General features: G+C 57.9%; 13 protein-coding genes. 10 read left to right on the forward strand and 3 right to left on the reverse strand.

From position 1 onward, the window contains the following. The first annotated feature begins 285 nt into the window (after positions 1-285). The 10 genes from Ga0102493_RS15870 (at position 286) to Ga0102493_RS02075 (ending at position 18,643) form a co-directional block, all read left to right on the forward strand. Positions 286-606, forward strand: coding sequence for a hypothetical protein (locus Ga0102493_RS15870; RefSeq protein ID WP_150132396.1), 321 nt, complete (start codon positions 286-288; stop codon positions 604-606). Further along, positions 591-2,042: an exopolysaccharide biosynthesis polyprenyl glycosylphosphotransferase gene (locus Ga0102493_RS02035; RefSeq protein WP_181443738.1), complete on the forward strand. Its 1,452-nt coding sequence runs from the start codon at positions 591-593 to the stop codon at positions 2,040-2,042. The genes Ga0102493_RS15870 and Ga0102493_RS02035 overlap by 16 nt, the downstream gene beginning before the upstream one ends. After that, positions 2,032-2,835 (forward strand): WecB/TagA/CpsF family glycosyltransferase, encoded by an 804-nt coding sequence (locus tag Ga0102493_RS15580; RefSeq protein ID WP_081845550.1) that lies wholly within the window; start codon positions 2,032-2,034, stop codon positions 2,833-2,835. The genes Ga0102493_RS02035 and Ga0102493_RS15580 overlap by 11 nt, the downstream gene beginning before the upstream one ends. Beyond that, a complete protein-coding gene (locus Ga0102493_RS02045) occupies positions 2,828-9,319 on the forward strand; it encodes a type I polyketide synthase (RefSeq protein WP_051697667.1) in 6,492 nt (2,163 codons plus the stop codon). Before Ga0102493_RS15580 ends, Ga0102493_RS02045 begins: the two co-directional genes overlap by 8 nt. A gap of 4 nt (positions 9,320-9,323) precedes the next feature. Next, on the forward strand, positions 9,324-10,328 hold the full coding sequence (locus Ga0102493_RS02050; RefSeq protein WP_081845563.1) for a glycosyltransferase family 2 protein: 1,005 nt from the start codon (positions 9,324-9,326) through the stop codon (positions 10,326-10,328). A 27-nt stretch (positions 10,329-10,355) separates the two neighbouring features. Next, positions 10,356-15,017: a MupA/Atu3671 family FMN-dependent luciferase-like monooxygenase gene (locus Ga0102493_RS02055; RefSeq protein ID WP_034901660.1), complete on the forward strand. Its 4,662-nt coding sequence runs from the start codon at positions 10,356-10,358 to the stop codon at positions 15,015-15,017. A 191-nt stretch (positions 15,018-15,208) separates the two neighbouring features. Further along, positions 15,209-15,751 (forward strand): 4'-phosphopantetheinyl transferase family protein, encoded by a 543-nt coding sequence (locus Ga0102493_RS02060; RefSeq protein ID WP_051697665.1) that lies wholly within the window; start codon positions 15,209-15,211, stop codon positions 15,749-15,751. A 10-nt stretch (positions 15,752-15,761) separates the two neighbouring features. Beyond that, positions 15,762-16,763, forward strand: a complete 1,002-nt coding sequence (locus Ga0102493_RS02065) for a hypothetical protein (protein ID WP_174544528.1) — start codon at positions 15,762-15,764, stop codon at positions 16,761-16,763. Beyond that, on the forward strand, positions 16,750-17,544 hold the full coding sequence (locus tag Ga0102493_RS02070; protein WP_034901658.1) for a hypothetical protein: 795 nt from the start codon (positions 16,750-16,752) through the stop codon (positions 17,542-17,544). Before Ga0102493_RS02065 ends, Ga0102493_RS02070 begins: the two co-directional genes overlap by 14 nt. Before the next feature lie 265 nt (positions 17,545-17,809). Then, positions 17,810-18,643: a 2OG-Fe(II) oxygenase gene (locus Ga0102493_RS02075; RefSeq protein ID WP_034901656.1), complete on the forward strand. Its 834-nt coding sequence runs from the start codon at positions 17,810-17,812 to the stop codon at positions 18,641-18,643. A 520-nt stretch (positions 18,644-19,163) separates the two neighbouring features. Here Ga0102493_RS02075 and Ga0102493_RS02080 read toward each other — a convergent pair. The 3 genes from Ga0102493_RS02080 to Ga0102493_RS15585 all read right to left on the reverse strand — a co-directional run bounded on the left by Ga0102493_RS02080 (position 19,164) and on the right by Ga0102493_RS15585 (position 21,744). Then, entirely contained in the window at positions 19,164-19,532 is a 369-nt protein-coding gene (locus Ga0102493_RS02080; protein WP_034901654.1) for a nuclear transport factor 2 family protein, read from the reverse strand. Beyond that, a complete protein-coding gene (locus Ga0102493_RS02085; protein ID WP_236922277.1) occupies positions 19,529-20,074 on the reverse strand; it encodes a glycosyltransferase family protein in 546 nt (181 codons plus the stop codon). The genes Ga0102493_RS02080 and Ga0102493_RS02085 overlap by 4 nt, the downstream gene beginning before the upstream one ends. A 155-nt stretch (positions 20,075-20,229) precedes the next feature. Continuing rightward, a complete protein-coding gene (locus tag Ga0102493_RS15585; RefSeq protein ID WP_081845548.1) occupies positions 20,230-21,744 on the reverse strand; it encodes a glycosyltransferase family 2 protein in 1,515 nt (504 codons plus the stop codon). Position 21,745 lies beyond the last annotated feature (1 nt).

The following is a 21,745-nucleotide window of genomic DNA, read 5'->3' on the forward strand; positions in this document are numbered from 1 at the left end:
ATGACCCTCTCGCGCCGGATCTTTTTTCCCCTGGACTGTTTCGCCTGTTTCAGAGTGGGAAGGCCTATGCGTTGCGGCATCCTACTCGTAGCGGGTTGTGGTGGCCGCATTGGTGAAGCGTTTGAGTGTGCCGGCATAGCCCAACCGCAACTAACCGCTGGCAACTCGCAAGGGGCACGGCGAAACGCCGTGCAAGCTATCATGGAGTACGATGATGTTATGGTTCGCCGTGATAGGTTTGAGTTCCAGGCGAGAAATTCAGTGAGGGCCTTTGACGCTCACTCCATGACCCTAGAGGTCGGGGCTGATGATCAGAAGGCTCCGCCGAAAATTGGGCAGCTAGGTCTGAAAGCAGGCCAAGGCCGGGTGGTTGAAAAGGCCGCAGATCGAATTCTTCTGTTCGCGGATACCCGCCAAGAGCATAATCGCCAGATCGTGCTCGCTAAGGCCCAAATCACTGCGGCTGGAAAGGCACGTGCGATCCAAGCGATGGAACAGGCAGCGCCAAATGATGCGACGGAATCCGCACGTTCAGGGCGCCTTCTTTCTCATGTAACTCCGGGGCAAATTCGCCGAGTGGTGGGGAGCGTATGCGCGATCATCTGACCACACTGCCTCGTCGGACCAATGGGCATTTGCGCTTTACCTCAAATGTGGTGCGCACGCTCGGCGTCCTGAATGACGTGGGCTGCTTTTTCCTAGCGTTTCTTTTGACCATCATTTTTTATGAATTGACGATCGGCGAGTACTATGACGGCCAGATCCACCAAAGCGCGGCCATCATCCTGACCATCAACTTTTTGTTAATACGGACTTCCAGAGATGGATATGCGCCGTTCAAAGGCCAAGGAGAAGATGTTGGAGGGGCCGCGATGGCGGACTTTCTGCTCGCCACCACTTTGACCATATTGGTTGTCATGCAACTGGGTAGGCTTGCAGAATTTTCTCTCGGCCTGAGCCTACTTTTCACATCCTTCGTGATAATTCTTCTATTTCTAAGCCGTATAGCATTCAGAAGGCTCGCTTACATTTTGATGCAGAGGGGCTTCATCGGCCAGAGGGTTGCCGTCTACGCCGAAAGCGCGAAGCTCGCAGGGAAAGTCACCCAATTGATCAACCTCGAAAGGCTGCCCCATTTGCGGATGTTGGGCTACGCAGACGAACGCCAGCAAAAAAATGAGGTTACAGATGGCATGGTGCATCTCGGCGGTTTTTCTGCGCTGCTTGATTTGGCGAGGACTGGTCAATTAGATCAGGTCATCCTCGCTGTGCCTAGAATCTCCCAATCACGGCTGGATGAAATCACCGAAGCCTTGAGTGCAGCTTCCATTGATATTTGTATCCTGCCCCGAGAGACCCTCGAATTATCTACGAGCTACCGTGTCAATTATCTCGGATCGCTTCCCGTATTCGCTGTTTGGCAGCAGCCGATGAGAGACATTGATGGACTGCTTAAAGAGACGTTGGACTACGTCCTAGCAACACTGGCGCTTTTGCTGCTCTCGCCAATCATGATCCTAACGGCATTGGCAATTAAACTCGAAAGTCGCGGCCCCGTAATTTTCAGGCAAATAAGGGTTGGTTTTAACAATAACGAAATATCTGTGCTCAAATTTCGATCGATGTATGCAGATCTTGGGGATGTAAGCGGCGTCAAGCGTACTGAGAGGAACGATGCGCGCGTCACTCGCGTCGGAAAGTTTATCCGCAGGACCAGCATCGACGAGCTCCCGCAGCTTTTCAATGTGCTAAAGGGCGAAATGTCGCTGGTGGGGCCGCGCCCGCACGCAACGATGATGCGCGTCGGCGATAAATTCTACTTTGATGCCGTGAGGGGCTACGCAGCCCGTCACAGGGTCAAGCCGGGGATCACAGGCCTTGCGCAAGTCCGGGGTCTAAGGGGGGAAATCGCGACAACGGAACGCGCTAAACAACGCGTGGAATACGACATCTACTACATCGAGAATTGGTCGCCTCTCCTCGACATTAGAATCATGATCGAAACGATCATAAAGATTGCTTGGGATAAAGATGCATACTGATAGCGACATTCAACGCTTTCTGGGCATCGACTTTGCGAACGTGAGCATCGAGCGCTTGGCGGCTGAGCTGGAGCGCTTATCACGAAGCGCCGCGTTCTCTTTCGTCGTCACCCCAAACGTTGATCATCTCGTACTCTTGCATGATGAGGAATCCGAGATCGCAGAATTATTCCGTCAGGCTTGTGCAGCTGCGTGCTTTCGCCTTTGTGACAGCCGTGTGCTAAAAATTTTGGCTCGTTCCCTAGGGATGCCTTTAGAAGTCGTAACGGGAAGCGATCTTACTGCGTATCTCTTCAAACGCGGGAAACTCGACGGTAAGACGGTGGCATTGATCGGGGGCGACGCTGCGATGCAAGAAGAACTCGGTCTGCGCTACCCAGCTGTCGGCATTGTTCAACATATCCCACCAATGGGAGTTTTGAATAATCCGGACGCAATAGATAAGATTGAAGAGTTTCTCGCAAATTCCCAATCTGAGTACGCCCTCTTTGCAGTCGGGGCACCACAAAGCGAAATCATTGCCCTGAAATGCCAGTCTGCTGGGCGCTCTAGAGGAGTCGCGCTGTGTGTTGGTGCCTCGATTGACTTCCTGCTTGGGCGCAAACCACGCGCGCCCATTTGGATGCAGCGTCTAAGCCTCGAATGGCTTTTCCGTCTACTCAGCGAACCACGCCGCTTGGCGCGACGATATCTGATTGTAGCCCCCCGGATCTTCTGGATCGTATGGCGCTTCAAGCGCGGTCAGGATTTTGTCAGAGGAAAAAATTCTTCGGGAGAAGTTTCCGATGGTTGATGGGCATGACGATCGCCGTAGCGGGCTGGACAATCGCATCGCGATAGTGGGGATGGCAGCGCACCTTCCCGGGAGCGCAACGCTTGAGCAGTACTGGTTGAACCTTCGAGACGGGCTTGAGTGCATCCGCCAATACAGCGAAAGCGAGCTTCTCGCCAACGGAGAGGATAAGGCGCGCCTACTTCACCGCAACTACGTGCCAGCGGCTGCTCCGCTTGATGGATTCGCCGATTTCGATGCCGGATTTTTTGGTCTCAGCCCTAAGGAGGCCGCGGTGATGGATCCTCAGCACCGCCAGTTCCTCGAGGTCGCATGGGAGGCTCTTGAAACCGCCGGACACCCACCCGAGGCCTTCAACGGGCCAATCGGCGTGTATGCCGGTTGCGGGATGGGCAGTTACTTTTATTTCAACGTTTGCTCGAATGCCGATCTTGTGGACGACGTGGGTATGTTCCTGCTGCGCCATACCGGCAACGACAAAGACTTTCTTGCGACTAGGGTGAGCCACGTTTTCGACCTCAAGGGTCCGAGCATCAATATCCAAACCGCTTGCTCGACCTCCCTTGTAGCGATCCACTACGCCTGCCAGAGTCTCTTGGCGGGTGAAACGGACCTTGCGCTGGCCGGGGGATCGACAATCGAACTGCCGCAGGGCCGCGGCTACATTTTCCAAGACGGCGAAATCCTCTCACCTGACGGGCATTGTCACGCTTTTGATCATCGTGCCGAAGGTACGGTTTTCGGAAGTGGCGCGGGTGCGGTTGTGCTTCGCCGGCTCGAAGACGCGCTTGCGGACGGCGACCACATCTTCGCTGTGATTTGCGGCACCGCCGTTAACAACGACGGGGCGGCGAAAGCCGGTTATCTTGCTCCTAGCGTCGATGGCCAGTCGGCCGCAATCTCAGAAGCGCTCGATATGGCGAGCACGCCTGCAGATACCATCGACTATGTAGAATGCCATGGAACAGGCACGCGTCTGGGTGACCCGATCGAGGTTGCCGCACTGACGCAGGCGTTTCGGGAGAGCACCGAAAAAGCCGGTTTCTGCGGGATAGGTTCGGTCAAGACGAATATTGGCCATCTCGATACCGCCGCAGGTGTGGCGAGCACGATCAAGGTGGCGCTGGCGCTCAAAAATCGGCAGATACCACCCAGCCTTGGATTTGAGCGACCGAACCCGGCCATCGATTTCGAAACCAGCCCCTTCTACGTCAATACCCGCCTCGCCGATTGGATGGCGACTTCGGGTCCGCGCCGGGCCGGTGTCAACTCGCTGGGTGTGGGCGGAACGAACGCGCATGCTATTCTGGAGGAAGCCCCGGAACCTGATGCGCACGAGCCAAGCGATTGGCCGGCTCAAATCCTGACCCTTTCTGCACGGTCCGAGGCCGCGCTCAACGAGGCGTCGAAAAACCTTGCCGCGCATCTCAGGTCGAACCCCGATCAGCCGCTCGAGGACATCGCCTTCACCCTGAAAGAGGGGCGACGTGCTTTCGAGAAGCGTCGCGTCGTTGCGGTCGAATCTCATGCCGAGGCAGCAGATCGCCTTGAAAAGGGCAGCACGGGGCGCGTCTTCACCCATACCGATCTCGGATCTGGCGCCGACGTAGTCTTTATGTTGCCGGGCGGCGGCGCACAATATGTTGGCATGGCTCGCGATCTTTATGAGACGGAGCCGGTCTTCCAAGATGCGATGGATCACGGCCTCGATATCCTCGATGGCAAAATCGACTATGACATACGGGCCCTTTGGCTCGCAGAAGGGGATGCCGCTGCTGGGGCCGGTGAGAGGTTGAAGACCCCCTCAATCCAACTTCCGCTCATAATGATCACGGAGTACGCACTTGCGCAGCTCTGGATGTCGTGGGGCGTGAAGCCAACGGCCCTGATTGGTCACAGCATGGGCGAGAACACCGCCGCCTGCCTGGCCGGGGTCTTGTCGTTCGAGGATTGTCTCGGACTTGTCCACCTGCGGGGCACGCTTTTCGACCGGGTGCCGCCGGGCGGGATGCTTAGCGTTCCGCTGTCCGAAGAGAGCCTCCGTGCAGAGATCGGCGACGACCTCGATGTCGCCGGTCTAAACGCGCCGGGCCTGTCGATAGTCTCAGGCCCGGACGAAAAGCTTGCCGAGCTGGCCGATCGGCTGGCCAGGCGCGAGATCGAGACCAACCGTGTCCCAATCAACATCGCCGCGCATTCGCGTATGCTCGATCCTATCCTCCCGGAATTCGAAGCCTATCTGCAATCGATTACCCTGAAACCGCCGCAGATTCCGATCATTTCAAACCGGACAGGCCAGCCCCTGACCCCCGAAGAGGCGACCGATCCCACTTATTGGGTGCAGCACCTGCGTCACACCGTCCTTTTCGCCGATGGGATTGAAACCCTCGCCGGAAAACGCGACCGTGTCTATCTCGAGGTTGGGCCTGGCAAGGCGCTGAGTTCGCTGGCGAAAGCCAGCGGAAAAATCGAGGCGCAGGCCGTGCTTACCTCCCTCCGCCACCCGGACGAGAACATTGCAGACGATCTTTTCTTTCTCGAAACCCTCGGCCGTTTATGGGCCTGTGGCATCCAGATCGACTGGGGCCAGATCTGGGGAGAAGCGAAACGCCGGCGTGTGCCGCTGCCGACCTATCCGTTTCAACGTAAGCGCTACTTCATAGACCCCGCTGATAGTGTGCGCCCCCATAAAGAGTCGCCGCTGATACGCAACGAAGAGATCACCGAGTGGGGCTTCGTTCCGGCGTGGTTGCCTCGATCGGCACCTTGTCCCGTGGATGTTACGCATGAGCTCGCGCGAGCCGAACGACATGTTTGGTTGGTTTTCTGCGACAGTGCCGGCCTTGGAGCGGATTGCGCAGCAAGGCTTCGTGACGCCGGGCACACGGTTTTCGAGGTCCGTGCGGGCGACAGCTTCTTGCAGACGGGCGATATGAGTTACACGCTCGCACCGGAGCGCGGCCGCGAAGGGTACAACCTGCTCCTGGCCAGCCTTGTACAGCGTGGGATCACGCCCGATCGCATCGCGCATTTCTGGTTGGTCACGCGCGAGGAAGAGTTTCGTCCAGGATCAAGCTTCTTCCATCGAAACATAGAACAGGGCTTTTACAGCCTCTTGTTCCTTGCCCAAGCGATCAGCGAGGAAGATCTTCCGTCACCTGTTAGTATCACGATCGTAACGAGTGGCGCCGTTCAGGTGCGCGATGAAGCTCTCCTTTATCCTGAAAAGGCAATCGTGGCTGGTCCGACTCGCGTGATCCCTCGGGAATTGCCTGGCGTTACCTGTCGCACTATCGACCTGACTCTGCCATCCACACAACGTGGCTGGCGACGGGGCAAAGACGAACAAGACCTGCGCGAGGGCCTCGTTCCTCGGCTTCTTGAAGAAATGCTGGCCGAACCAGGGAACTCCGACGCCGCCTTGCGCGACGGACGGCGCTATGAACTCGGAATCCGCGCTGCGCCGCTCGAACCAGTCGAGTCTTGGGCCCAAACCGCGCCGGAGGGCGGTGTATGGTTTATCACCGGAGGCTTCGGCGGCATCGGCCTTAGCGTCGGAGAAAAGCTGGCGCGCGAGACAGGTGCGAAGCTCGTTCTGGTGTCTCGATCGGCCCTTCCGGACAGAGCCCAATGGGACCGTGCGCTTCGTGACAGGCCGCCCCATGATAAGACCGTCCACCGGATTGAGGCGGTAAGGCTGTTGGAAGCGGCGGGCGCAGAAGTCATGGTCGCAACCGCCGATGTCTGTAACGTGTCACAGATGCGGACTGCAATCGCATCGGCCACCGAACGATTTGGGCCAATCCACGGCGTCATCCATGCGGCTGGCGCGGTCGACGATGCGCCGCTTCTAACCAAGGATGTAAGTTCGGTCGAAAACGTTTTCTCGGCCAAAATCCACGGCACCCAGGTTCTCGATGGGTTGTTTCCGGACGGGTCGGTCAAGCAGTTGGTGCTATTTTCCTCGACCAGCACGATTACCGCGCCGGCCGGTCAGATCGACTATGTTGCCGCGAACGAATACCTCAACGCCTATGCCAGGAAGCGCACCGGCGATGCCACGCGTGTTGTCGCGATAAATTGGGGCATCTGGAAGGACGTCGGCATGGCCGCCGAAGCGATGGCCGAGCGTCAGGGCAACGCTCCGCAGCTTGCGCCGTGCCCGGTCGACTTCCCGCTTCTTGACGAAACGACGTTCGATGAGGCTGGGAACCGGGTTTTCACGGCCAGTTACACGCCCTCAGACCGTTGGATCCTTGACGAGCACCGCACCATTGACGGCACTGCCCTTTTGCCCGGCACCGGTTATATCGAACTGATCGCTGAGGCATTGCGCGGGAATGGCGAGACCGGACCATTCGAAATCAGTGACTTGTACTTCTTCTCGCCGTTGCAAGTCGATGATGGCACGACGCGCGAAATACGGGTGACCCTGATACGCAGCGAAGAAGGGTACCGTGTGGAGATAGCCAGTGACGTCACAGTTGATGGCCGCACCGGCTATCATTTGAACGCTCAGGCGAGCTTGGCGCTTGGCCATATCCCCTGTGCCGCGCAAATCGAACTCGACGCGATATCTGAGCGTATGGGCCCAGCCGAACGTGCGGCTAAAAACGAAACCCTTAGCTCGCAGCAAGAAGCTAACCTTGCCTTCGGGCCACGCTGGCGGGTTATCCGTAGCATGGCCTATGGACACGGTGAGGGATTGGCCGAATTGTCCCTGCCGCTTGATTTCGAGCGCGACCTCAAGGAAGGGGTGGTTCTGCATCCTGCGCTTCTTGACTTGGCGACGGGTTGGGCAATGGACCTCATCGAAGGGTACGACACCTCCCATCTATGGGTGCCGGTGTCGTATGGATCGATTAGGGTCTACGGTCCGCTTCAAGCCGAGCTCCGCAGTTGGGTTCGAATAGCGACTGACAGATCGGAAGGTGGCTTCGCGTCCTTCGATGTCACGATCATGGATACCGAAGGACAGATCGTCGTCGAAATCAGCGATTTCTCGATCCGCCGCCTGGAGAGCGCCACGAACCTGCGGTCCGATGCCGCCAATCTGCGCAACGTCGTCTTCCTTGATCAGGCCAAGGTTAAGCACCGCGATTTGTCACCCGCCGAGGAACGACTTGCTCACAACCTTACTCAAGGCATCGCGCCCGAAGAGGGTGCCGAGGCATTTCGGCGCGCTCTTGGGCACTCCAACGCACAGATCGTCGTCTCGTCCCTCGATGTCCAAGCCCTGAAACTGCAGGCGGAGGCGCAGGCACAAGCGGATCGCTCAATCGGCGAGAGCTTTGAACGACCCGACATCGAAAGCGACTATTTGGCGCCGCGCAACGATATTGAAAGGACGCTGGCTGGATTTTGGCAGGACCTGTTGGGACTGGAGATGGTCGGCGTAGACGACAGTTTCTTCGATTTGGGAGGGCATTCCCTGATCGCTGTTCGGCTCTTCGCGCTGATTAAGAAGACCTACCGGGTTGAGTTTCCGATTTCTGTGCTTTTCGAGACGCCCACCGTGGCCAGCATTGCCGCGCGCATTGCGGAACGGATTGGTCATGACGCCCACGCTGTCGGTGACGACGACGTTGCCGCAGAACCTAAAGGGCGGTCCGCTGCGGTGCCGCGCCGCTTTACTCATCTTGTGCCGATGCATAGCGGCGAGGGCGGACAGCGGACGCCATTCTTCCTGGTTGCCGGGATGTTTGGCAATGTCCTCAACCTGCGCCACCTAGCCAACCTTATCGGTGCGGACAGGCCATTCTATGGGCTGCAGGCTCGAGGGCTCTACGGCGACGACAAACCGCACGAAACGCTGAGCGAAGCGGCGGCGGATTACATCGCTGAGATGAAGCAGATACAGCCGCGCGGACCTTATTTAGTCGGGGGTTTTTCAGGCGGCGGACTCACGGCCTACGAGATAGCCCACCAGCTGGAGGCCGCGGGCGAGGAAGTCGGCCTGTTGGTGATGCTAGACACACCGCTGCCGCTGCGCCCTAAGCTTTCCACACCCGACAAGGTCCTGATAAAGCTTGGCCATTTTCGCGAAAAAGGTTTCGGCTACGCGTTCAAATGGGTCAAGGCCCGCTACGCGTGGGAGATGCGGCGCTTCCAACCGATGGAAGAAGCTGCTGCGGAAGAGGGGCTATTCCACGACAAAGCGATCGAGGCAGCCTTCATCAACGCCCTTGCACACTTTGACCTCAAACGGTGGCACGGCAATCTAGTACTGTTCCGCCCGCCGCTGGACCGACGCTGGAAGGTCTCGGGCGATCGATACGTCAGCACCGCAAAAGAATATGTCTTTGAGGACAACGAATGGGGCCAGTGGGCCGAAAATCTGACCGTGATCGAGGTGCCGGGCGACCACGACTCGATGGTGTTGGAACCCAATGTCCGGGTTCTTGCGGCTGAGATGAAGCGATGCATAGAAGAAGCGGAGATTCGTTCGGCGCGATCGATCGAGTTTTCTCAGGCTGCGGAGTGACGTGATGGCACGGCCGCGTATTCTTGTCGTCCTTTTGAATTATCGCACCGCCGAAATGACGCTGCTCGCAGCTGAGGCGGCCCTACGTGCAATGGACGGGCTCGATGCCGAGATGGTCATCGTCGATAACGACTCCGGTGACGGATCGTTTGAAATGCTTTGTGAGGCTGTCCTGCAGCGCGGATGGGCAGATCAGGGGAAGGTCAGGGTGGTCGCGTCGGGCAGCAACGGTGGATACGGTGCAGGCAATAATTTCGGCATTCAGCAGAAGATGTCGGATAAGGCCAAACCCGACTATATATATTGTCTGAATTCCGATGCCTTTCCAGATCGCGGAGCGATCCGGGCCCTGCTTGATGTGCTGGAATCCGATAGCGAGCTCGGTCTGGCCGGAAGTTATATCAAAGGCCCGGATGGAGACCCGCATCAAACGGCTTTTCGGTTTCCTTCGATTGCGGGCGAGTTCGAAGGCGCTGCGCGTACCGGGCTGATTAGCCGATTCTTAAAAAACTGGATCGTGCCGCTGCCTTTGCCAGAGTGCACCGTTCAGGTCGATTGGCTGGCCGGCGCAAGCGTAATGATGCGCCGACCCATGCTCGACGAGATCGGGTATTTCGACGAGACCTTCTTTCTTTACTACGAGGAAACTGATCTCTGCCGCAGGGCCAATCTAGCGGGCTATGGAACCATCTACGTGCGCGAAAGCGAGGTCACACATATCGGCTCGGCTTCGACAGGGATGAAGGAGTGGCACCGCACACCCTCTTATTGGTTCGACTCCCGTCGCTACTACTTCGTCAAGAACCACGGGCGCGCCTACGAAACTGCTGCCACTCTCGCACATGTCGCCGGTGCATCAATCTGGCGCCTGCGTTGTTTGATCTCGGGCCGCCAAGCTCATGCGCCTGAGCGTTTTCTGCGTGATCTGATCCAACACAGCCTCAAATTCCCAAAAACAAACAAGTCTCTTGCCCCGGCAATTTCAGCCAAGGCTCGTGTTGTCGACTGATTCAGGATCGCCAAGAAGGATTTCACTATGACAAAATTCTCCTCCATCCTGATCGGCAATGAAGCATTACTTGTGCAGTGCGGTGAAATGCTTCTCCGGCGCGGGCACACCATCGGCGTGGTTGTTACACGGACGCCACCAATCGCGGACTGGGCCCAGAAAAACGGTATCCGGGTCGAGAAACCCGGCAGAAGTCTCGCCATGCGCCTTGGCGACGTCACTGTAGACTGGCTTTTTAGTATCGCGAACCTCTCTTTGATACCGGAAGACGTTCTTTCTCTCGCCAGCAAAGGGGCAATCAATTTCCATGACGGGCCGCTGCCAGCCTATGCCGGCCTCAATGCTCCGGTCTGGGCACTTCTCAATGGCGAACGCAACCACGGCATCACCTGGCACATGATCACCGACGAGGTAGATGCCGGTGAGATCGTGATGCGCCAGGCCATTGCGATCGACGATGATGAGACGGCTTTTACCCTGAACGCGAAATGCTTCGCTGCCGCAATCGAAAGCTTTGGGCCCCTTATCGAGGCATTAGAAGTCGACAACCTTTCCACCGAAATTCAGGATTTCAGCACCCGGACAATCTTTGCCCGCGCGGATCGCCCGCATGCTGCAGGAAGGGTTGATTTCAAATGGTCCGCCGACCGCCTTGCTGCTTTTGTTCGCGCACTGGATCATGGCGATTACCTTAATCCGCTGACCACACCTAAGGTGGACCTCGGCGGCTTCGTAGCCAGCATCCGAAAGGCTGTGCAGCTACCCGGCGGTGAGGCTGCTCCCGGAACTGTACTTGCGGTTGAAAAGGACAATATCCTCGTAGCGACACAGGGGGGGAGCGTTAGATTGTCGGGGCTGACCGATGCGACCGGGGCGCCCGTCGATCCGAACCAGTACACCAAGGCGGGCGCCATGCTTCCCGCAATGGACGGCGCGGACAGTCTCAACGCAGCTTTGGCGCAGGCAGCTCCGCGCGAAAACGCTGTGCGGGCCCTGCTTGCCGATCCGGTGCCGTCGGACCTAGGACTGTCACGTCCCTCGAAAGGTACGACTGCTGTCGGGGAAATACCAATTGTAGTTCCCGACGGCCTTGACCGAACTCGGATAGTCGGTGTTCTGGCTGCTGCGGCTTTGCGAAGCACCCACAGGGATGCAATCGACATCGCTTATGCTGGCGACCCGTTGCCCTGTTCCTCGGGCTATATGAGCGACTGGGTCCCGGTGCGCATCGCTGTCGACCGCAACGTCACCATGAAGGCGCTCGCGGGCGATGCTCACGCGCAGATCGATCGCGCGCGCGCGCATCCGAGTTTCGCTTTGGATATCGTACTCAGGGATCCGTCTATCGCCGCCGTAGCCGTCCCCGAATTCGGCATTAGCGAGGCGTGCGAGCCTGGCCTGATCACAGGCACGGCGGTCACAGTGCACTTGTCCGACACCGGGCTTCGCATGTTCCATAACGGAGCAAGGATCGACCCAGATATGGCGAAGCTCCTTGCTGCGCGCATCGAGCGCCTCGCCGCGGCAATCGACTACGACGCGGAGATCATGCTCGCGTCAGCCCCCATCATGTCGGATCACGAATTGGAGCTTGTCACCCGGACCTGGAACCAGTCGGAGGTCAACTACGATCACGATCAGACGATGCATGCCGCGTTCGAAGAACAGGCCAGACGGTCGCCCGATGCGGTAGCGCTTGTCTTCGAGGGGCAAGAGCTCAAGTATGCCGATCTGGATACCCGTGCGAACCGGGTAGCGCATGTCTTGCGTGATATGGGGGTAGCGCCCGGCACGTTCGTCGGTCTCTATCTGAATCGGTCCCTCGATCTAGTTATTGCCGCCATCGCGATCCTGAAAGCAGGCGGGGCATATGTGCCCTTAGATCCAGCCTATCCCACCGATCGCACCACCCTCTACATCGAAGACAGCGGGGTAAAGGTCATCGTCACCTCTGCCGAACTTGCTGCTCATTTGCCTGAAAGTCTCGCACAGACCCTCCTTATCGATCGCGATGAGGGGATTGGTGCCGCTGCGACTGATGCTCCGGAGTGCGCCGCCACGGGGCATGACGCTGCATACCTGATCTACACCTCCGGTTCGACGGGGCGGCCCAAAGGGGTGGTTCTGGAACACCGGAACGTGATGAACTTTTTCCGCGGCATGGATGATCGCGTTCCGCATGAGCCAGCAGGAACTTGGTTGGCTCTGACGAGCATCAGTTTCGACATCTCGGTGCTGGAGTTGTTCTACACGCTCGCCCGGGGCTTCAAGGTGGTGGTGGTCAGCGAAGAGGCCCGGCTGAATCCATCCGATGGTATAGCACGGTCCGACAAGGGCATGCAGTTCAGTCTTTTCTATTGGGGCAATGATGATGGTGTCGGCCCGAAAAAGTACGAGCTGCTGCTTGAAGGCGCGAAGTTCGCCGATGCGAACGGGTTCTGCGCAGTCTGGACGCCGGAGCGCCATTTCCATGCATTTGGCGGCCCCTACCCAAATCCCTCGGTCACGGGTGCTGCTGTGGCAGCGGTAACAAAGCGGATCGGTGTGCGCGCCGGTAGCTGCGTGGCGCCTCTGCATCATTCAGCTCGGATTGCCGAGGAATGGGCGGTGATCGACAACCTCACGGACGGGCGGGCCGGGCTGGCGATTGCATCTGGCTGGCAGCCTGACGATTTCCTCCTGCGGCCCGAGAACGCACCGCCCAACAACAAGCCCGCTATGCTGGATGCTATCGAAACACTGCGTAAGCTCTGGCGCGGCGAACCGGTGGCGTTCGACCATCCGCTTGGCGGCACGATCGACGTGGTCACACAGCCGCGCCCGGTGTCCAAGGACCTGCCTATTTGGGTCACGACGGCTGGCAACCCCGACACTTGGAAAGAAGCCGGGCGGATCGGAGCCAATGTTCTCACGCATCTTCTGGGCCAGAGTATCGAGGAGGTTGCAGAAAAGATTGGGGTCTACCACGCAGCGCTGAGAGAGGCTGGATACGATCCGGCGGCCCACACTGTTACGCTTATGCTGCACACTTACCTTGCCGACAGCCGCGACAGAGCGCGTGAAACGGCGCGCGAGCCGATGAAGGACTATCTGCGAAGTGCCGCCGGACTGATCAAGCAATACGCCTGGGCCTTTCCAGCGTTCAAGAAGCCGCAGGGCGTGACGAACCCGATGCAGATCGACCTCGGCAGCACGAACGAAGAGGAAATGGATGCGATACTGGAATTCGCATTCAGCCGCTATTTTGAGGACTCGGGCCTGTTCGGGACCATCGACGATGGCGTTCGGCGTGTAGAGAACCTCAAGGCGATCGGGGTCAACGAAATCGCATGCCTCATCGACTACGGCATACCGGTGCCGCAAGTCATTGACGGACTGGCCCCGCTCGCCGAAGTCTTGCGCCAGACTAATCTCGACATCGAGCTAGACGACGAGGATTTTTCCATCGCCGCGCAGATCTGCCGTCACGAGGTAACGCATCTGCAATGCACACCGTCGATGGCCCGCCTACTGCTGGCCGATCCTGGCGCACGCGAGGCACTAGGCCGGGTCGAGCACCTGATGATTGGCGGCGAAGCTCTACCGGGCCAACTCGCCCGGGACCTCGCAGGCATCGTCGGACGTCCGATCCAGAACATGTACGGCCCGACTGAGACGACGATCTGGTCATCGACAGAGTTGACGACTGGAGATGAGGGAACGGTGAACATTGGAAGACCGATCGTGAATACGCAATTCTATGTGCTTGATAAGGACGAACGGCCAGTGCCGGTTGGAGTGCCGGGTGAGCTCTTTATTGGCGGTGATGGCGTGGCGCGGGAATATTGGAAGCGCCCGGATCTGACGGCCGAACGGTTCCGCCCCGATCCCTTCGTCAGCCCCGCAGGCGCCCGCATTTACCGTACAGGCGACCTTGCCAAGTGGCGACCAGACGGCAGGATCGATTTCCTCGGACGGGCAGACAACCAGTTGAAAATCCGTGGCCATCGCATCGAACTTGGAGAGATCGAAGCCGCGCTGGAAGAGCAGGCGACGATTCGGCAGGCAGTGGTGATGGCCCGCGAAGACACCCCAGGAGACGTGCGCCTTGTGGCGTACCTGTTGTCGGATGCGACCATCTCTCCGGTAGCATTGCGCACTGCCCTTTCTGCGAAGCTTCCCGATTTCATGGTCCCCGCACACTATATTCAAGTCGACGCTTTCCCTCTGACCCCGAATAAGAAAGTGGACCGCAAGGCATTGCCCGAACCTGCCGAAACCGCGCCCCTGGACAAGGTGACATTGGCGCCGAAAGCCATTTCAACCCCTGCTGACGCACCAGCGCCGTCGGGCAACGTTGAAGAACAGATCGCAGCGGTTTGGAGAGAAGTGCTCGGCGTCTCCCAGATCGCACCCAATGACAACTTCTTTTCGCTCGGGGGGCATTCACTGCTTGCAGTACAGGCCCACCGCGAGCTCAAGGCGATCTTCGGGCCGGCGAAGTTGAGTATCACGGACATCTTCCGATTCCCCACCTTGGGGGCGTTGTCGCAACACCTTGCGCCGACCCCGTCGGGGTCCGGAGCCGATGACGCCGCGCCTGTCGTTCAGGGAGCCGCCAGCGAGGCGGGTCAAGGTCGCGGCCAGATGCGCAAGGATGCCATGTCGCGCCGCCGCGAGATGCGCGCCCGGCGGAAAGAGTCGATATGATAGATTCGTCTGAACGAGTAGTCGAGCTTGCGCGCGCCGCTAAAAGACTTCTGGGTCCCTCGGTCTCTGTCGGGTATGCTCGGCCGGCATTGGGCGATGTCGCCGATCTATTGCCCACAGAACTGACCTGCACAGCGGGCATGGTGCCACAGCGTCGGGAGGAATTTGCGGCTGGCAGGACCGCAGTACGAATGGCAGCGATGGAGGACGGCTCCGAACCATTCGCCGTGCCCATCGGCATCGACCGCGCGCCTATCTGGCCAAAGGGGATCATCGGCAGCATCACCCACAGCTCGGATGTATGTCTGGCCGCGATAAGCCGATCTGAACGATTTGCCGCAATCGGCATTGATGTCGAACCCTACGCGACGCTTCCGCCTGACATCGCGGCGGAGGTCGTCCATGAAGGCGATGGGCTGGAGCTCGAGAGCGGGAACGCGCCATTAACCCAGCACGACGTCGTGGGAATCTTCTCGGCCAAGGAAGCTGCTTACAAATGCCAGTTTCCCTTGACCGGATCGATGCTCGGGTTCGATGCCCTGTCTATCCGCTTAATGCCACAATCGCACAGATTCGAGGCCAGGTTCGAGAAGAGCGTCGGCAGTTTTCGAACAGGCGATACGCTCGATGGCGGCTATGCCTTGGTTGGTAACCACGTGTTGACCGTTGCTTCGATATCTACCGAGAGGTGGGAAAAATTGATTTCGTGCGACAAACAGGCCGCTCATGCCTAGTCGTCGGCAAATGTTTGCGGTCCCAACCGCACTACTCGGTATCGCCGCATTCGGCGGCGCGGCGTATCTTTGGCATACGGGTCGACGACCCGAAGCCAACATCCCCGCGCCCTTGGCCGCCGAGCGAATGCAGCAGCTCTATTCCCAGCCGCTTGAACCGATTTCCGGCGATCTGCGAGGTTTCCATATTGGCCACAGCCTAGTGGGCAGGGACATGCCTGCGATGCTCATGCAGCTGGCCGACGGGGCCTACGCTTATGAAAGCCAGCTTGGCTGGGGCACGAGCCTCAGGGCACACTGGGATCGCGATGAACCGATCAATGGGTTTGACACCGAAAACGCTCATCCAAGATATCGTGATGCCCACGATGCCCTCGACAGTGGAGAGTATGACGCGCTCATTTTGACCGAGATGGTTGAGATCCGGGATGCTATCGCGTATTTCGCAAGTTGGGATTTCCTTCGGCGCTGGACGGCCGAAGCACGGGCCGCGAACCCCGCAATTCGTATCTACCTTTACGAGACTTGGCACGAAACCAATGACCCGGAAGGCTGGCTGGACCGTATAGATGCAGATCTGAACCGGTACTGGCTGGATTCGATCCTTCGGCCTGCGCTGGCCGAAACCGGTGGTACCGAGCCGATCTATGTCATCCCCGGCGGGCAGGTGATGGCAGCATTCCTGCGTGCTGCTGAGGCGCGTGGCGGGCTGAAGGACGTATCCGGCGTTGGCGACCTGATGCTCGACAGTATCCACTTCAACGACATTGGCGCCTATCTAATTGCCTTGACGCACTTCGCTGTCTTATTCGGTCGTTCCCCGGTCGGATTGCCGAGCGCGCTTCTTCGCGCTGACGGGACCCCCGCACAAGAGCCGTTGGCGGAAACAGCGGAATTGATGCAGGCCGTGGTTTGGCAGGTAGTCACGTCCACGCCCCTGACCGGGGTCGTCGGGACGGACACGGCCCCCTTAACCTTCGCGACGGAGCGGTATCATAATGAGCCTGCGTGACCTCACTTTTGACATCCTTTTCATTGGCCACAGCCTCGTGGGCCCCATCATGCCGGACATGCTGGAGACCGCCGTGACAGCCACTGGTGGAACCGGGCGGGTCGAAGCGCAAATCATCAATGGCGCGTCTATCAAAGCTAACTGGGAGCATTCCGCAGAAGCTGAAGGCGTGGATTCACGCCGTGCGTTGCCGACCGGTGAATATGAGGTCGTCGTGATGACGGAGGCGGTTCCCCTTATCAACCACCTGAGGTGGTCGGAAACTCCCGTCTTTGTGCGCAAGTTCTACGACCTGGCTGTTTCCAACAAGCCGGACGTGCGCGTCTATATCTACGAAACTTGGCACTCTGTGCACAGCGGGACGGGGAAGGCGGTGCAATGGGACGACGAAGACCACATTCCATGGCGCACCCGCATCTCCAACGACGTTGTCCGTTGGACCGGGATCGTCGACGAGGTAAATGCGCAGCTTGGACCCGGCCAGCCGCCCGTTCGGCTTGTGCCCGCAGGTCAGGCCATGGGACTTCTGCATGACCGCATAGAGACCGGACAAGTGCCAGGCGTGTCGGATATCTCTGACGTTTTTATAGACGACATACATCCGAACGCCATCGGCAATTATTTCATAACCCTGGTGCAGTTCGCGACTATCTACGGCATGAAACCGGATGTGCTGCCGTCGGCACTCGGGGTGGATTCGTCTCCCTCGCCGGCGCTGGCCGAGGTGCTGCAGGACATTGCTTGGGAGGCTGTGCAAGCCACTACTGCTGTTACTGGCTAAAATAATGAAATGTAAATTCATGGGAAAGCTGGCTTCACGGTCTCGGCTGCTTGGCTTCCCGAATCAGCACAAGTTATAAATTGGAAGTGTTACAATATCTTAGAAGGCCGAGCACTCATTCGCACCGGAAGGTCTTGTCAAGGATATTATCCAGGTGGCAATAATTCATCCGACATCAGTCAATTAGGAAAGACTTATTGGATAGCACGACGACTTCCAATCTCATTCGTCCCGGTCTCTGAAATCATTCGCCAAGGCTGCCGTTATGTCCATATTGCCCCTCGATCCCGACACGCTGCTCCTGCCCACTGACGAGGCGCGCGCTGCCGCGGCGCCGCATTCAAAAGAATACCAGGTTCGTAAGCCATTTCCGTACGGCTGCTACGACAATTTCCTTGCTCCGGAGATTCTAGACCGCGTCAAGGAGGAGCTGAAGGTGCTGCCAGAGGCGGACACGAGCTTTGATCGCCCACAGGAACGGCTAAAGACCAGCTATATGCCGGAGCGCCTGCCAGAGTATACGCGGCACCTCTTCTATGCGCTAAATTCGCGTCCCGTTATCGCATTCCTTGAGGAGCTGACCGGTATTAAGGGCTTGATCCCAGATCCGTACTTTGCCGGGGGCGGAATTCATGTAGTTCGCAATGGCGGCCATCTCGACATCCACGCCGACTTCAATCACCATGCCGCGCTCAACTTAGAGCGCAGAGTAAACATGTTGATCTATCTGAACAAGAACTGGAAAAACGAATATGGAGGCTCATTCGAGGTCTGGAACGAAGACATGACCGTGAAAGTTGAGGGGTTCGTGCCGCAATTCAACCGCATGTGCATTTTCAATACATCCTCAACAAGTTGGCACGGCAATCCCGAGCCCGTGAACCATCCCAAAGGGCAGCCTCGGATGTCGATCGCGCTCTACTACTACACTGCAACATGGGACGCGACGCGGAAGCCGCACACGACGCGTTTCAAGCCGCGTCCAGGTACAAGTGACCGGAGCGATCGTCAGATTTTGCGTAAGGAGCTGCTCGCGGACCTTCTGCCACCGATCCTACATCGCAAGTTGGCGCCGAGACTACACAAGCTCGGCTTCTGACTACGAGCATCACACGAGAAAGAGGAGCCAGCGCGTTCTAGCTTCAAATCAGACTGTTAGGTGCTTTGGACGCCGGGATTAAAGGTGACGCGAAAGGCACGGTGACGACACGATAGGCGTGTGCAGCGCATTGATGGACCCATCGCACTCATCAGAAATACTTGAGAACCGTGGCGCAATGCTAATCCGGCATTGCCTGTCCAGAAGCCAGAAATCGACTGATCAAATCGGGATTCAAAGATTCCAGATCCTCGGAAGTGTCCGATTCTCTCTTCGGAGCCCTTCCGGAAAGGCTCCATCGAATTTTGAGCCTTATCTGGTGATGGGGTCGCTTTGCTTGAGTTTGGCGTCGCTCCCTTCCTTGCTGCGCAAACTGCTTGCTGAATCCTACGTTTCTACCGAATAGACATTGCCAAAATACAAGGGAATGTAAACATTTCTGGCGTTATCAGAAAGTGATTCATGTTGATGGCTTCGCACCCCTATGCCAAGTAAAGTTGAACAGAGTCAGGGCCTTTGGTCAATGGTCACGTTCTCTTATTTGTTGGTTCCGCTGCGTTAGATGTGCACGCATGGAGATCATGCGTCCGTCTTGCCACTCGATAAGGTCGATTCCTTCGAGATAGTCTTGGTCGATCGTCAGGCCGAACTCGATGACGCTGCGCGCCCCATCTACGAGCACCGTTCGAGGCAGAAACGTCAGAGTGGTGCCCGCGCGCTCGAACAGGCCCGAGATGAACCTTAGCACGGTCTCTCGAGGACCCAACGCCTCGTTTTCGGGATCGGTCAACACAAAATCTTCGTGCATGAGTGCCGCAACGCCTTCGATGTCCCTGTTGTGGAATGCTGTGATGTATGCGTGCGTCAAAGTACGGATATCTTGGCTCACTGGAAATCACCTTGTTTGATGTCAACGACCTCAGTCACCGGCGCGAGTTCCACATTGTAGCCCGCAGCTAACACGCCGTTGAACAAAGGGCAGACATAAAGAAGGCCATTGTGCTGCTGCTTATCGAAATCACGGAGGGCATGTGCCATAGCGGTGAGATAAACCGAGACGTCGGCAAAGACATACGTGCCCGCAGATGCGTTGCTAGAGATCACTCGTTTCTCGGCTGCCTCAACCACCATGCCATCGTGATCGAGCCTTAAGTAACTGTAGCTCGGCGATCTGCTTTGGAAGGCGAGGGCAATGGCGCCGCAATCCGAATCTCGCGAGAAAACTGCCCCAGGGTTCAGGTCGCTTGCATAGAGAATATCTGCGAGATCGACGATCAAGGGGCCGTCGTCGGCGATACTCATCGCGACACCGGCCATTGCGCTCAGAGCGGCGCCCCGAGTATACTGACCGAGAAATACCTGTGCGGCGCCCGGATACCAGCGCGCGAGCGACCCAGTCGCAAAAGCGCGGGTTTCCGGCCTGTCAGCCATGACGAAGACGTGCCTCTCTGGAGCGACGTCAGCGGCCCATGGCCGAGACCGGAGCGCGGCGCGCAGCATCGGTTGACCCTGAACGATGAGCTCGGCTTTCACCGATCCGTCAGGCCGAATGAAATCCGGTCCCGCCAAGGGCACAACGACCCGCATCAATCCGGCGCGTCAGGTGACGGACCGACGCCCTGCCTCGTTAGAAAGGCTTCTAGATCGTCCGGTGTCCCGAGGCCCTGCATCGCATTCCTCGGGACTTCGTAGACCCCGATCCGTGCGCCTTGTGCAATCATGAAGTTATAGACCGGACAAGTATAGAACTCCCCGTTCACGCGTTGGTTGGCCGCCATCATGTCCGCAGCGGCGCCAACGAAATCCCGGCCGCGCGCAAATAGATAGATTCCGACCGTCGCTAGATCCGAGATCGGCTTTTTCTCGGCCACCTCCTGAACTAACCCGTCGGCACCCACACGAGCGAAGGACCATTTCGGGTCCATCTCCGGGTCCCGGAACACAAGGATCGAGCCGTCGAGTTGCCGATTGAAACAATCTTCTATAAAATCGGAGACGTTGAAATCGACGATTTGGTCGGTGTTGGCCACCATCATCGGCCGATCGTCGTCGAACACGCGCCGGGCCAGCAACACGGTCGATGCCGTACCTTCGGTCAAATTTTCGACCGGGATGACCGTGACTCCCTTCGCTTCCAGATCAAGAACCGCTTGGGTCTGTTCATCCTGGTGCTGCTTGCGCAGAAGGACGGTAACTTGCGAGTCACTCGGCGAAACGTTGTCGATGACGTGGGACAGCATCGGCTGATCGAGAACGTCAATGAATGGCTTCGGCTTTTTCCAGCCGGCCTTGGCAAACCGGCTTCCTTCACCCGCTGCCGGCAGGATCACGTTGATGCGCGCGCCGGCGTGTGGCCGTTCGCGTATCAACGCGGCCGCGGGTGAGCGTTCAAACGCAGTGATCCGGGACGGCTCGAAAAAGCTGTGGTAGTCTCGCGCATCGATCGGGGACAGCATGATGCGACGGTTCATCAAAAGAGCTTCGTTCAATGACGCGCTAATGTAGAACAGACCATTGACATTCACGTCATTGAGTACCGCTTTCTGCGCTGCCAGGAGGAAGGTCTCCGCTTTTTGGAAATAGTAGAAGCCGGCAACAGCGTTTCGCGACATGACCTTTTTCTCGAAGGCCTGAACTACTTCGTGCCCGTCCTCCGCTACAACGTAACACCATCGCGGATGAACGGCATCGAAGGTGATGACACCAGCATCTGCCTCCGAATTATTGAACCGCGCCACATGTCCCGCCAGATTGTCGGTGATGATCTGGTCGCTGTTGAAGATCAGAAGCTCACGGTTCGCATCAAGGACATCGATCGCAAGGAGACAGGAACATAAGCCCCCAGACGTTTCGCCCAATCGCTCGACAATCGTCGCGCTTTCCCCAGCAGCCAGTTTAAGCACCCGATCGAGCGAGAACCCTCGCGCATCTTCGCGATCGACGATGAAGGTGAAATCAGCGTCTGGGAAGTCGCGTTTTAGGCTGTCAATCACTAGCTTGATCATAGGCTGACCGGCCACTTCGATCAGAGGCTTGGGAAAGAAATACTCCTCCTCCGGAAAAAAGGACGTGCGGCCGGAAATCGGGATCAAAATCTGCATT

Origin of the sequence: Erythrobacter litoralis (genome assembly GCF_001719165.1) — a bacterium.
GTDB classification, from domain to species: domain Bacteria; phylum Pseudomonadota; class Alphaproteobacteria; order Sphingomonadales; family Sphingomonadaceae; genus Erythrobacter; species Erythrobacter litoralis.

What these genes read in the sequence shown, in the direction of transcription:
- Ga0102493_RS15870 (WP_150132396.1), top strand. Translation starts at nt 286, where the DNA reads ATGACCCTAGAGGTCGGGGCTGATGATCAGAAGGCTCCGCCGAAAATT.
- Ga0102493_RS02035 (WP_181443738.1), top strand. Translation starts at nt 591, where the DNA reads ATGCGCGATCATCTGACCACACTGCCTCGTCGGACCAATGGGCATTTG.
- Ga0102493_RS15580 (WP_081845550.1), top strand. Translation starts at nt 2,032, where the DNA reads ATGCATACTGATAGCGACATTCAACGCTTTCTGGGCATCGACTTTGCG.
- Ga0102493_RS02045 (WP_051697667.1), top strand. Translation starts at nt 2,828, where the DNA reads ATGGTTGATGGGCATGACGATCGCCGTAGCGGGCTGGACAATCGCATC.
- Ga0102493_RS02050 (WP_081845563.1), top strand. Translation starts at nt 9,324, where the DNA reads ATGGCACGGCCGCGTATTCTTGTCGTCCTTTTGAATTATCGCACCGCC.
- Ga0102493_RS02055 (WP_034901660.1), top strand. Translation starts at nt 10,356, where the DNA reads ATGACAAAATTCTCCTCCATCCTGATCGGCAATGAAGCATTACTTGTG.
- Ga0102493_RS02060 (WP_051697665.1), top strand. Translation starts at nt 15,209, where the DNA reads ATGGCAGCGATGGAGGACGGCTCCGAACCATTCGCCGTGCCCATCGGC.
- Ga0102493_RS02065 (WP_174544528.1), top strand. Translation starts at nt 15,762, where the DNA reads ATGTTTGCGGTCCCAACCGCACTACTCGGTATCGCCGCATTCGGCGGC.
- Ga0102493_RS02070 (WP_034901658.1), top strand. Translation starts at nt 16,750, where the DNA reads ATGAGCCTGCGTGACCTCACTTTTGACATCCTTTTCATTGGCCACAGC.
- Ga0102493_RS02075 (WP_034901656.1), top strand. Translation starts at nt 17,810, where the DNA reads ATGTCCATATTGCCCCTCGATCCCGACACGCTGCTCCTGCCCACTGAC.
- Ga0102493_RS02085 (WP_236922277.1), bottom strand. Translation starts at nt 20,074, where the DNA reads ATGGCTGACAGGCCGGAAACCCGCGCTTTTGCGACTGGGTCGCTCGCG.
- Ga0102493_RS15585 (WP_081845548.1), bottom strand. Translation starts at nt 21,744, where the DNA reads ATGCAGATTTTGATCCCGATTTCCGGCCGCACGTCCTTTTTTCCGGAG.